The organism is Methylobacterium sp. (genome assembly GCF_019750675.1).
In the GTDB taxonomy this organism is placed as follows: domain Bacteria; phylum Pseudomonadota; class Alphaproteobacteria; order Rhizobiales; family Beijerinckiaceae; genus Methylobacterium.
The window spans coordinates 1-12,028 of sequence record NZ_JAIEOF010000306.1 but is presented as its reverse complement, the minus strand read 5'-3'; the positions used below and the strand labels follow the sequence as shown (position 1 = coordinate 12,028).

12 protein-coding genes are annotated in these 12,028 nt (G+C 70.0%); 9 read left to right on the top strand and 3 right to left on the bottom strand.

Annotation, left to right across the window (positions count from 1 at the left end):
- The first annotated feature begins 252 nt into the window (after positions 1 to 252).
- From K2X24_RS16130 to K2X24_RS16120, 3 genes are all read left to right on the top strand, one after another.
- Positions 253 to 519 carry a hypothetical protein gene (locus tag K2X24_RS16130; protein ID WP_292499368.1) on the top strand — a complete coding sequence of 89 codons (267 nt, stop codon included), beginning with the start codon at positions 253 to 255 and terminating at the stop codon, positions 517 to 519.
- Between the two features lie 461 nt (positions 520 to 980).
- Complete coding sequence (locus tag K2X24_RS16125; RefSeq protein ID WP_238282766.1) at positions 981 to 1,190, top strand: cold-shock protein; 210 nt, start codon at positions 981 to 983, stop codon at positions 1,188 to 1,190.
- A gap of 214 nt (positions 1,191 to 1,404) precedes the next feature.
- Positions 1,405 to 1,779 (top strand): DUF6481 family protein, encoded by a 375-nt coding sequence (locus K2X24_RS16120; RefSeq protein ID WP_292499367.1) that lies wholly within the window; start codon positions 1,405 to 1,407, stop codon positions 1,777 to 1,779.
- Positions 1,780 to 1,875: 96 nt separating this feature from the next.
- Here the strand turns inward: K2X24_RS16120 and K2X24_RS16115 are convergent, their stop codons facing one another.
- Together K2X24_RS16115 and K2X24_RS16110 are read right to left on the bottom strand one after the other, a co-directional pair.
- Entirely contained in the window at positions 1,876 to 2,139 is a 264-nt protein-coding gene (locus K2X24_RS16115; protein ID WP_292499366.1) for a hypothetical protein, read from the bottom strand.
- A 116-nt stretch (positions 2,140 to 2,255) separates the two neighbouring features.
- Positions 2,256 to 4,394: a TonB-dependent receptor gene (locus K2X24_RS16110; RefSeq protein ID WP_292499365.1), complete on the bottom strand. Its 2,139-nt coding sequence runs from the start codon at positions 4,392 to 4,394 to the stop codon at positions 2,256 to 2,258.
- 176 nt (positions 4,395 to 4,570) lie between these two features.
- Here K2X24_RS16110 and K2X24_RS16105 point away from each other — a divergent pair, with 176 nt between their 5' ends.
- The 5 genes from K2X24_RS16105 to K2X24_RS16085 all read left to right on the top strand — a co-directional run bounded on the left by K2X24_RS16105 (position 4,571) and on the right by K2X24_RS16085 (position 9,029).
- Positions 4,571 to 5,365 (top strand): DUF3750 domain-containing protein, encoded by a 795-nt coding sequence (locus K2X24_RS16105; protein ID WP_292499364.1) that lies wholly within the window; start codon positions 4,571 to 4,573, stop codon positions 5,363 to 5,365.
- 83 nt (positions 5,366 to 5,448) lie between these two features.
- Positions 5,449 to 5,709, top strand: coding sequence for a ferredoxin (locus K2X24_RS16100; protein WP_292499363.1), 261 nt, complete (start codon positions 5,449 to 5,451; stop codon positions 5,707 to 5,709).
- Positions 5,706 to 7,028 (top strand): FAD-dependent oxidoreductase, encoded by a 1,323-nt coding sequence (locus tag K2X24_RS16095; protein WP_292499362.1) that lies wholly within the window; start codon positions 5,706 to 5,708, stop codon positions 7,026 to 7,028. The genes K2X24_RS16100 and K2X24_RS16095 overlap by 4 nt, the downstream gene beginning before the upstream one ends.
- Positions 7,025 to 8,269 carry a cytochrome P450 gene (locus K2X24_RS16090; RefSeq protein WP_292499361.1) on the top strand — a complete coding sequence of 415 codons (1,245 nt, stop codon included), beginning with the start codon at positions 7,025 to 7,027 and terminating at the stop codon, positions 8,267 to 8,269. The genes K2X24_RS16095 and K2X24_RS16090 overlap by 4 nt, the downstream gene beginning before the upstream one ends.
- Positions 8,270 to 8,420: 151 nt before the next feature.
- Complete coding sequence (locus K2X24_RS16085) at positions 8,421 to 9,029, top strand: AprI/Inh family metalloprotease inhibitor (protein ID WP_292499360.1); 609 nt, start codon at positions 8,421 to 8,423, stop codon at positions 9,027 to 9,029.
- Between the two features lie 27 nt (positions 9,030 to 9,056).
- Here the strand turns inward: K2X24_RS16085 and K2X24_RS16080 are convergent, their stop codons facing one another.
- Positions 9,057 to 10,790, bottom strand: a complete 1,734-nt coding sequence (locus K2X24_RS16080) for an outer membrane beta-barrel protein (protein WP_292499359.1) — start codon at positions 10,788 to 10,790, stop codon at positions 9,057 to 9,059.
- A 267-nt stretch (positions 10,791 to 11,057) separates the two neighbouring features.
- On the opposite strand from K2X24_RS16080, the gene K2X24_RS16075 reads away from it, so the two are divergent.
- A partial coding sequence (locus K2X24_RS16075) for a KpsF/GutQ family sugar-phosphate isomerase (protein WP_292499358.1) occupies positions 11,058 to 12,028 on the top strand: 971 nt, incomplete at its 3' end.

Here is a 12,028-nt window from a genome sequence, read left to right as displayed (position 1 = left end):
CAGCCTCCCGGAACGCCGACGCATCTCCCGGTGCGGGAATCTTTGGAAGCACCTTTTCCCAGCGTTGGCGTAGGTTTGCGGAGGTCGGAGCACCCGCACCGACGCGCGAGACATCGCCCATGCCCATACGGTTTTCGAAAGACGCCCGGCCGCCCTGCTGTCGTCGCCCGCACGCGGACGACGCCAATCGTGAAGACACCCCCGCTCGGGGGAACACCCCCGCACGGGGGCAGGCACGGAGCCAGGACGCCGATGGGATACCACACCGCACAGTTTGACGGGCGCCAGCCCGCCCCCGCCGCGCTCTTTTCGGCGCACCGCCTCCGGCGCAGCTATGGCCGGGCCGCCGCCAGGGCGGCCATCGCCAACGGAATGCTGCCGAGCGAACTCTCCGAGGTCCTGGCCGGCCGCAGCGTCGTCGAGGCCTTTCCCGTCGCCAGACGCGAGAGCGTGGACGACTACGCCGACCGGGCCGTGGCCGAGATGATGGTGGCCTATCTGTGCCAGCCGCCGGCCTGAGCCATCAGCCCGATACTCCGATTTCCGCGGTTCGGACGACCGTGATTCGGAACCGACGTCCGACCCCTCGCGCACCGTGCATCAAAGCGCATCGTTCGGCCCTCCCCACGCCGCATGACGCACCACAATCTGTCGCATCTGCGTGTATCGTGGGCGGCCCCGTCTCCCGGGGCGTGTGCCCGAAGGCCGTGTCGATTCGCACGCCGATGGGGAACCCGACCGGGCCTGGCGCCTTGTCCTCGCATCGCAGGATTCCCAGATTACCACCATCGCACTATGGCCGGTCCGCATCCGGGTTGCCCACGTGTCGTTCGTCAGGACTGCCCAGCAGACCGTCGCGGCGGACGTGGCATCGATCCCATCCCATTCCGACGACCCTGCGCCACGGATGGCCGCGCGTTTCGACGCGGGCCGCGGGCATGCGGTGACTGGTGAGACGACACTTCGAGGAGGATACCACCATGAGCACGGGCACCGTGAAATGGTTCAACGAAACCAAGGGCTACGGCTTCATTCAGCCGGATGACGGCGGCAAAGACGTGTTCGTCCACATCTCCGCGGTCGAGCGCGCCGGCCTGCGCAACCTCATCGAGGGCCAGAAGGTCTCCTACGAGATCGAGAACGACCGCCGCACCGGCAAGCAGTCGGCCGGCAACCTTCAGGCGGCCTGATCACTGCGCCGCGATGCCGGAACGTTGAGGCATCGTTTCAACAACCTCCGGGAAGCCGCTCGCCGAAGAGCGGCTTCTGTTGATTCCCGGCAAGCAGTCAGGCATTGGGCTGCTGCGATAAGAAGACCAGCCGAAAAAACTGATTCCTCCCACGGCCCCATGCCGCGCGTGCTCAACGCCGGATGCGGGCGACACACCACATGAGAAAGGTCAGATGGGCGCCTTCGACTACAGGAATTTCGACGACCGCCGTAAGAACTCCCTCAGCGCCAAGCAGATGCTGCTGGAAAAATTCAAGGCCCGTCCTCCGGCCGATGACCCGGAGATGATCGCCAAGGCTCAGGCCCGCGCCGAGATCGCCCGCGCCCGCGAAGAGCGTGCCCGCGAGCGGGAGGCCGCCCGGATCGCCGCCGAGAAGGCCGCAGCCGAGGAGAAGCGGGCGCGCGAAGAGGCGGAACTCGCCGCCCAGATCGCCCGCGAGGAGGCCGAGGCCCTGGCCGCTGCAGAGCGTAAGGCCGCGGAGCTCGCCGAGAAGAAGGCCGCCCGCGATGCGCGCTACGCGGCCCGCAAAGCCAAGGCACGTCGCTAAAGGTCCGGGGCGCCCTGGAGAGCGCCCTGAAATCGAGCGGAAGAGAGAGCAGGGCCGACGAAGTTCGTCGGCCCTTTCACGTTGCACGCGTGCCGATCAGGCTTCGGTGCGGGTCTCGGACGATGCGTCCTCACCCTCGCCCTCGGCCGCCTCGTGCCCCTCGGTCTGAGCCTCGGCCGGCTCGGCGGTCTCGCTCTCGGGACGGGGACCCGACTTGAAGGTCCGGCGCGGCGCGTTCCCGCGCTTCATCTGAATCGGCTTCTCGATCGCACCGAGCCGCTCGGAGAGCTGCTTGGCGCGCTCGTTGAAATCGTTGGTTGAGCGCGACTGGGACGCACCGCTCTTGAACGCGTTTGCCACTGGGGCCTCTTGGAGTTGCCCAAGGCACGGGTTCGTGCGGGGTTGCGTTCTTCTAGCACGCTTGGCGCTCGGCGTCGGCTTTTATCTTCTCGCTCGTAAGGTGAGCCGGCCGGACTTCAGAAACGTGCCGTGAGGAAGAGGCGCACGTTGCGTCCGGGCAGGAGGATCTCGTCCTTCTTGAACGAGGCCGAGTTGCGGATGCGGTCGTCGAGGAGGTTGCGGCCCTGGAGACCGAGGGTGACCTCGCTCATGCCGTAGACACCCGGATCGAGGGGCTTGGTGTAGCTCACCTCCGCGCGCAGGTCGTCGAAGCCCGGTGTCACCGTCTCGATCGGTGCGATCTCCGTATGGGCGAAGGCGTGGAGCAGGTTTACCCGGGCGTACCACCCGTCAGCGCGGACGAAGACGCCGCCACCGAGGCGATGGGGCGGGATGCGCGGCACGAAAGTGCCGTCATCGAATTGGGCGCGCACGAAGTCATACTGCGCATCGAGGCCGGCGAAGCCGTTGCCCACCGGGATCAGATCGAGCTGCGCGCCGATCTCGGCGCCATAGAAGGTCGCGTTGCGCTGGGAATAGACGATCTGCTGCAGCTCGTCGCCGGTGCCGCAGGACGCGAAGTCATCGCCGCAGCGGATGCCGGTGTCGCGCTTGTATATGAACCCGGTATAGCGCGTGTAGTAGCCCGTCGCGTCGAGGCGCAGCGGCCCCTCCGCGCGGCGGATGCTGGCCTCCACGGTTCGCGCACGCTCCTTCTTCAGGTTGGCATCGCCGATTTCGAAGGTCTCCGTCGCGTCGTGCGCGCCGCGCGAGTACAGCTCGAAGGCGGTGGGCGCACGCTCGACGAAGGAGCCGTTCAGGCTGGCGACGAAGCCGTAGGGCAGATCCTGCAGGGCGCCGAAGCTGACGCTCTTCGGCGCGAACTTCCGGCGGCGCCCGAAGGCGAGGGGCTCCTCGCCCTCCACGGGCAGGTAGTCGCCCGGGAAGGCCGTGGCTGTGCCCGTCGAACGGTCACCCTCGATGCGGCCCGCTGCCTGCAGGCGCAGGCCGCCGCCCAAGGCCAGCTCCTCGAACAGGTAGACGGCGTTGCTGCGTGAATCGGTCGGCGCCAGCAAGCCGCCGGCCTCGCCCGCGGTGCCGAGGGTGCGCCGCCCGGCCTGAACGCCGAGGGCGCCGGTGAGCGTGCCGAAGGGGAGGGCGACCGGCACGTGCTGGAGCTCGATTCGCCCCTCCGCCTCACGGTTCTTAAAGGTGGCGCGAATGCCGTCGACCCCATCCTCGCCGAGGCCGGTCTCGTCGTGGCGGTAGACCGAGCCGCCGAGCCAGAAGCGCACGGCCGCGATCGGGCCGTCGAGGGGGCGGTACTCGCCCCGGGCCAGAAGACGGTCCTGGCGGGGGTCGAGGCGGGTGCGGCTCTCGGCGGCCTCGCCGCCGGGGATTTGGTACACGGCGTCGTAATGGCTGTAGGACAGGCCGACGAAGCCGCGGTCGCCGATGAACGACATGCCCACCGCGCCGCCCTGACTCTCGTTGGCGGAGTTGCGCTGAATGCCGCCCGGAATGGCGTAGCTGTCGGCCGCGGTCCGGAAGCCGTCGGCATGGACCGCGACGTTGCCGGAGCCGCCATCCACCGTCACGGCGCCGAGACGGCCATTGTCCACCGACGAGAACCCGGTGGTGGCCGAGCCCGAGACGCCGTTGGCGGGAATGTAGGTCGGTACTCGGTTGTTCTCGGCACTGACCACGCCACCGATCGCCTGCGAGCCGAAGCGGAGCGAGGCCGGGCCCCGGATCACCTCGATGCGATTGGCCACCAGCGGGTTGATCGGAACGCCGTGGTCCTCGCCCAGCTCCGACACGTCCTGGATGCCGACGCCGTTCTCCTGGATGCGGACCCGATTGTTGTCGAGACCGCGGATGATCGGGCGGCTCGCCGCGCCCGGCGCGTAGGTCGAGGCCGAGATGCCGGGGCGATCGGAGAGGGCATCGCCCAGCGTGCGGGGCTGGTCACGGGCGATCTGATCGGCGGTGACCACCGTGACGGGCGAGAAGGTGTTCGTCACCACCGGCAGCACGCCCGCCGGCGGCCCGGACACCGGGCCCGATGCCGTCACGGAAACGATGGGGCTCGGAGAGGTGACGCTGAGTTCCTCCAAGGTGGCTGTCGCCTGCTGCGCGCCTGCGGGCATTGCGGCGAGGCCGACCCCCGCCAGCGCAGCCCCGGCCCAGACCCCCTTCGTTCGCAGAACCCGCATCACGCCTCGCACAAACACGTTATACTGTTTCCATACGCATATGTTATACTATTACAATCGCATTCAGTGGTGTGTTGGACGATACCGTCTGGCTGTTGCGGCGGCGCACCACCTCTGTCGCCTGCGACGGTGGCGCCGCTTGCCGCGCCCCCGCCGCTCACCGACATCCCGTTGAAATGTCGGCCCTCCTGCTCCTGCTATCCGCTCTGCGCGTGATTCTCCTCGTCCTCCTGGTCCTGTTCCTGCTGCCCCTCGGCACCCATGCCCTGTGGTGGTTTGCGCGCGATGGACGCTCCGTCGATTGGTCGGCGGCAGACTGGTCGAGCATCGGGATCCTGAAGACGCCGGAGGCCAGCGATCCAGCCCTGGTCCGGGTCTACGCGGCCCGGGTCGGACGCTGGCGTGGGATCTTCGCGCATCACAGCTGGATCGTGATCAAGGCTGCGGGTGCCCCGCGATATACCCGCTACGACGTCGTCGGCTGGGGTCTGCCGGTGCGCACGGACGGCTGGGCCGCCGATGGGCGCTGGTTCGGGAACCGGCCCGAGACGGTACTCGCCCTCGACGGCGAGGCGGCGGCCCGGGTCATCCCCGGCATCCGCGCGGCCGTGGCCACCTATCCGCACCGGAAGCTCGGTTCCTACAGCGTCTGGCCGGGGCCAAACTCGAACACGTTCGCCGCCCATGTTCTCGCCAGCATCCCGGATGCCGCAGCGACCCTTCCCCCGACCGCCCTCGGCAAGGATTGGACGCCGCCTGGGCGTCTCCTCGAACGGACGCCGAGCGGCACGGGCCTGCGCATCGGTTTCGGCGGCTATGCGGGCCTCACCCTCGGTTGGGTCGAAGGGGTCGAGGTCAATATCCTGGGGCTGGTGGCGGGGCTCGACCTGCGCCGGCCCGCCTTGAAGCTACCCGGCTGGGGGCGGATCGGGCCGGATTGGGAGCCGGCGGACGGTCGGCAAAGCATATGACCTCGCAAGCGAAATCCTTCCGCCGACCGTGACCTTCCGCCCCGGAGCGGAACCTTGGGCAGAGCGCCGACATTGCGCTTGGCATGTCCGACAATACCGCACCACCCGGGCCGAGCCCGACCTACGCCGCCGCTGGCCTGAGGGTCACCGTCGACCTCAACCTCTGCCAGGCCTACGCCCAGTGCTGCTACGCAGCGCCGGATCACTTCGTCCTGAAGGGGCACGAGGCACTCCACTACGATCCCGCGCCTTCGGCGGACGCTCGCGCCGACATCGAGCGGGCCCGCATCGCCTGCCCGGTTCAGGCGATCCGCGTCGAGGATCCGGAGGCCCCGCGCCGATGATCGGTTCTGAATCGCGCGTCGTGGTGGTGGGCGCCTCGCTCGCGGGCCTGCGCGGCGCCGAAAGCCTGCGCCGATCGGGCTTCGCGGGCTCCCTGACCATCGTCGGGGCAGAGCCCTATCGCCCCTACGACCGGCCACCGCTGTCGAAGGCCGTGCTGACCGGTGCGGTCGCTCCCGATGCCACCGGATTGCCGAATCTCGTCGCGCTCGACGCGGACTGGCGTCTCGGTGCGCCGGCCGTCGGCCTCGACCGTACGAAGCGCCTCGTGACCCTGGAAGGCGGCGAGACCATCGCTTACGACCGCCTGCTCATCGCCACCGGCGCCTCGGCGCGACCCTGGCCGGATGCCGCCGAGGGCCGGCTGGCGGGGGTGCATACGCTGCGCGGCCGGGACGACGCGGAAGCCCTGCGCCGCGACTTGGCTGCGCGGCCCGCTCAAGTGCTCGTCATCGGCGGCGGATTCATCGGCTGCGAAGTCGCGGCCGCGTGCCGGGACCTCGATCTGCCCGTGACCCTGGTGGAGACGGGGCCGACCCTGCTCGCGAGCGTGCTCGGTGCGCATCTCGGCGCGGTGGTCCAGACGCTGCACGAGACCCGCGGCGTCACGGTCCTGTGCAATGCCAAGGTCGAGGCCCTGGAGGACGACGGGACCGGCCGGGTCCAGCGCGCCCGTCTCGCGGGCGGCAGCGCCGTTCCGGCCGACCTCGTCGTGGTCGCCCTCGGAGCGGTGCGCAACACCAGTTGGCTCGCCGGGTCCGGCCTCGCCTTCGACGAGGGGGGGCTCGATTGCGATGCTCAGGGTTACGTCCTCGATGAGAACGAGCGACCCGACACCCAAATCGCGGCGGCCGGCGACGTGGCGCGCTTTCCGCATCCGCTCTACCCGGGACACCGTATCGCCCTGGAGCACTGGGGCCACGCGGTGGCGCAGGGGGAGCACGCGGGCCGTCTTCTCGCGGGGTGCGAACCGGCGCGCTACGCCGAGGTCCCGGCCTTCTGGTCGAGCCAGGGCGGCATCACCATCAAGTCGGTGGGGCTGACCAAGGGCGCGGACGGTGTGGTGATCGCGCAAGGCGACCCCAGGCACGGCCGCTTCGTCGCCGTCTACGGCCAGGAGGGACGTTGCATCGCGGCGCTCTCCTTCGACAGCGCACGCTGGCTTCCCGCCTATGCGGAGAAGATCGCCGCAGGCGCCCCCTTTCCGCCTGAGGCCGGCGGCGTGGATGCGGGCCCCCTCAGGGTGTTCGCGCCGGGCTTTCCCGACCCCTCCGGGTCCGGACCGGACGATCCCGCACGGTCCGGCAAGGATGAACCATGAGCGACGATACCCTGTTCGCCCGGATCAAGGACGAGGCCAGCCGGCCTGACCCGTACCCACTTTTCGCGACGTTGCGGCGATGCCCGGTCTCCCGCCAGGAGGACGGCACTTACGTTGCGGCGAGCCACGCCGCGATCAGCAGCCTGCTGCACGATCCGCGCATGAGTTCCGAGACCCTGCCGCCGGCCGACCGGCCGAAGACCGGCAACCCGCTCAAGGATTGGCTCGTGAAGCCCGTGCGCGATTACATCACGGACACGCACCGGCCCTTCATCTTCCGTGATCCGCCCGACCACGACACCTTGCGGGCCGCCGTGATGCATCAGTTCACGCATCAGCGGGTCCAGGCGATGCGCGCGCGCTCGCACCAACTGGTGGACGAGATCCTCGACAAACTGGGCGACGCTCGGACCATCGATATCGTCGACGACCTCGCCTATCCGCTGCCCGTGACGATCATCTGCGAACTCCTCGGGGTGCCGCCTGAGGACGAGGAGAAATTCCACGGCTGGGCGACGCAGCTGGCCACGGCCTTGGAGCCCGACAACCTCCAGGACGACGAGGCCCGGGCCGAGAACAGCCGAACCTTCGACGTCATCTCCGAGTACATGAAGGGCCTGATCGCGCAGAAGCGCCGGGACCCGCAGGACGACATGTTGACGGGATTGGCGGGCAAGGGCGCTGATGGCGCCCCCCGCATGAGCGATTTCGACCTCATCGCCACCGCGATCCTCATGCTGGTCGCCGGCCACGAGACCACGGTAAACCTGATCACCAACGGCATGCTCACCCTCCTGCGGCACCCCGAGGAGTTGAGGCGTCTGCGCGAAGACCCGAGCCGCGCGCCGCGTGTCGTCGAGGAGTTGCTGCGCTACGAGCCTCCGGTGCAGTTCCGGACACGGACGGCGCTTTGCCCGATCACGCACGGCGACGTGACGATACCCGAGGGCGCGCCCGTGGTGCTGATGCTCGCGGCCGGCAACCGCGACCCTGCGGTCTATGCCGATCCCGAACGCTTCGACCCCGACCGGACCGAAAATCTCCACCTCGGTTTCGGCGGCAGCCTGCACTATTGCGTGGGTGCGCCCCTGGCCCGGTTCGAGGTCGAGGCTGCCTTGGTGGCGCTGGCGCGCCGGCTGAGGAACCCGCGCCTGATCGCGGACCCGCCGCCCTACCGGCCGGGTTCGGCCCTGCGCGGCCCCAAGCACCTGCGCCTGGCCATCGACGGCATCGATCCCTGAGGCGCGGGCGCCACACCGGCGCGCAAACGTGGCTCGCGACAGCCGATTCCCGTGAACGCGCCGCACCTTGCCTTGCAGCCAGCGCAATTGCCGGAGAGGCAGACCCGAACGAGGGGCGTCAGCCCCGACCCCAGTTCGGAATTTGCCGCCGATGCCGCGTTCGCTCCTTTCGACAGCCGCCATCCTCGCGCTCGCCGCCGGCCTCGGCGCCTGTGCCTCCCAGCGCTTCGACGGGCCGGTGCGCGGCCGCGCCGCGCCGGGGCCGCAGGCCTTCCTGGAGCCGATCGCGCCCGCCATGCCCTCGGGCCCCGTGACCTCCGCGCCCCTGGCGCCCCCGCCGGGCGCCACGGCCGCACCGGCGGACTTCTCCCCGCCGGTGGGCGCCGACGTCGCCGTCGCCCCCGCCACCCCGGTGATCGCCTCCGAGCCCGCCCCCGCCATCGCGCCGGCGGCCCCGCCCCCGCCGCCGATCGTATCCAGCGGCCGCTCCTCCGTGGTCGGGACCTGGAACGCCAAGGATGCCACGGGAGCGAGCTGCAAGGTCTCCCTGTCGAGCGCGCCCGCCCTCGACCTCTACAAGGCCAGCGCATCCGGCTGCCCGAACAAGGATCTGGCCAAGGTCACGGCCTGGGATTACCGCGACGGCGAGGTCTACCTCTACCAGCCGGGCGGCACCGTCACGGCTCGCCTGCGCCAGGGGGGCGGTGCCCTCGACGGCGCCCTGTCGAAGTCCGGCGCCTCTCTGGCGATGGTGCGCTGAGCCGCCGGAGCGATTCTGTCCGGCCGGTCAGGGGTTGATCCGCAGGCCGAGCAGGAACGTGTTGGCGTGGAAGCTCGAACCCGACACGGAACTGTCCAGGCGCTGGTAGATGTAGCTGCCGCGCATGGCGAGCCAGCGGTTGAAGCGGTAATCCAGGCGGGCGGTGGCCGAGAAGCCGCGCTCGTTGATGGTGACGCGGTCGTAGTCGTTCGAGAGCACGCTGATGCCGCCGATGAGCGAGAGGTTGCGCAGGAGGTCGTGCTGAACCTCAAGCGTGGCCGATTGGGTCAGGACACCGCTGGATCCCACCACCGTGGTCTCGGTGACGCCCGTGAGGGCGCTGAAGCGCACCGTCGTCAGGGGGCTCGCGATCCAGGTGAGGGCCGCGTTGACGACGGGTGCCGTGAGGTCGCGCAGGCTCGGATCGACGTAGGTCCGGTGCTGCAGGCCGACGGAAACCTCGCCGGTCACGAACCGGGCCAGCGCGAAGGTGGCGCCGCCCGACAACGTCAGGCCGTCGGAATCGCGCCGGATCCCGGTGGAATCCACCCGCATGTCGTAGATGCGGTTGTCGGCCAGCACGTCGACGAACGGCGTGATCACCGGTGAGATTTCGTAGCCCGCCCGGAGCTGCACGCCGAACTGGTTCTGGTTGCGGTCGCTCTGGCGCAGGATGGCGCCCCCGGCGAGTTGCGCATCCTCGAACTCGGACCGGTCGAAGAGCCCGCGTACGGACACCTGCAACCGGTTGAAACGCTCCGTGACGCCGAACGTGGTGCCGTAGGTCGACACCAGCGGCCGGCTCGCGACGGCCGCAGCGAGGTCTGGCGTTCCCGCGCGCTGCGTGTCGAAGAGGAAACGTCCCTCCACGTCAATGCGCGTGTCCCGGTTGACGTCGACGCGCAGCCGCGTGGCACCCACGCCGTTGGGACGGCTCGCGCCCTTGTTGTCGGGATAATCGCTGTAGCCGCCGCGCAGGTCGCCGCTCAACTCGCTCGACGACCAGTCGCTGCGGAAGAGCAACTCGCCGTCGGTCCGCAGGGCGAGGGAAGGCTTGGCGAAGCGGTTGTTGATCTGGTCCGGATTGCTGTCGTAGCCGACGCTCTGCTGCACCGCAGGCAGGACCGTGAAGGTGCCGACCTTGATGCCCAGCGGCGCGTAGGCTTCGTCGATGGACAGCGGCCGACGCAGGGCCGTGCCGAGGAAGAAACCGGGCGTCTGCACGCCTGCGGCCGGCAGGAGCGTCGGCAGCGGCACGCCCACGACCGGGTTGCGGACCACGGGGGTCAGGCGCAGGTCGTAGGCATTCGTCTGCGTGACCGCGCGGGTGGGCCGGACGGTCGCCGACCCGAGCCGGCGCGGGGGCGCCGCACGCTGGCGCAGCAGATTCGTCGGCGCCCGGTTGTTGGCGCCGCTCGTACCGCTGAAGACGGTGGCGCTGCCCGATCGGGCGCCCGCCAGGGCGCGGGTGGGGGAACGCGCCCCCGTATTCTCTCCGGAGGTCGGGCTGTCCGAGGCGCCGCTGCGCGCAGCGTCGGTGCCCGTCGCGCCCGGGGCCGTGAAGCTGTTGCCGCGCAGGCCGTTCGACAGGAACGGGTTGGCGCCGGGGATGGCCTCGTCGGGTCGCGCGTCCCGGCCTGGGTTGAAGGGGAACTGGGTCTGTGCGCGGAGCGTGCCCGGCGAGAGGACCAGGGCGGCCGTCACCGCGAGCCCGGCGAGGCTCCGGTTTTGCCATCCTGGATTGGGCGCTGCACGCGTCACGGATCGGGTCTTTCCGCTGTGCTTGCCGCCGTCCTCGGCGCCTCGGGCGGCGCATCGGAACGTCAAGCGTCGGACGCTTCGCTCCGGGCGAGCGAAACTGCCATGGTTAACAGGGTTACAACCGGCGCGGTTAATGGGGCGTCAACGCCGGATGGCGGTGTCTCTCGCTCGGGGCGGAGCCGCCATCCGACCACATTCGGGCGCCATAGCCGTCTCGATTCCGGGTCGCCGCGCGGCCCACGACCAGACGAAGGATACGGGCCCGGTATGGCTCCAGCAGACAACGCCCTGGCACAGCGCCCGCACCTCGCCGCGGTCGAGACCGCGCAGTCCCCGGCGGTCGCCTCGGCCCTGCGCACCATCGAGACCGAACGCGACGGGCTCGCCTGCCTGATGGAGGCCATCGGCAACGGCCTCGGCGAGGCCTTCACCGCGGCCGTGGCGCGCATCGCCGGCGCGAAGGGCCGCGCCATCCTCACCGGCATGGGCAAGTCCGGGCATGTCGGGCGCAAGATCGCCGCGACGCTCGCCTCCACCGGAACCCCCGCCCTCTACGTCCACCCGGCCGAGGCGAGCCACGGCGACCTCGGCATGGTCCAGCCGGAGGACGTGGTGGTCGCCCTGTCCTGGTCGGGCGAGACCACCGAACTCGCCGACATCATCGCCTACGCCAAGCGCTACCGCGTCGGCCTCATTGCGATCACCGCCAATGCCGGCTCGACGCTCGGGCGCGAGGCGGATGTCTGCCTGACCCTGCCGAAGGCCCGCGAGGCCTGCCCGAACGGTCTGGCGCCGACGACCTCGACGGCGATGCAGCTGGCGCTGGGCGACGCCCTCGCGGTGGCGCTCCTGGAGCATCGCGGGTTCTCCGCCCGCGAGTTCTCGATCTACCATCCGGGAGGGCGTCTCGGCGCCTCCCTGCGCCAGGTCCGCGAAGTCATGCACGGGGGCGCCCAGTTGCCCGTGGTGGCGCGCGGCACCCCGATGCGCGCGGCCATCGCGGAGATCGACGCCAAGGGCTTCGGGTCGGTGGTGGTGGTGGAGGCGGACGGGCGTCTGGCCGGCATTCTCACGGACGGCGACCTGCGCCGCAATGTCTTCCGCACCGACCTCGACAGCCTGGCCGTCGAGGCGCTGATGAGCGTGCGGCCCCGCACCGTCGCCCCCGAGACGCTTCTGGCGAAAGCCCTGGAGATCCAGGAATCGATGAAGATCACCGCCTTGATCGTCGTCGAGAA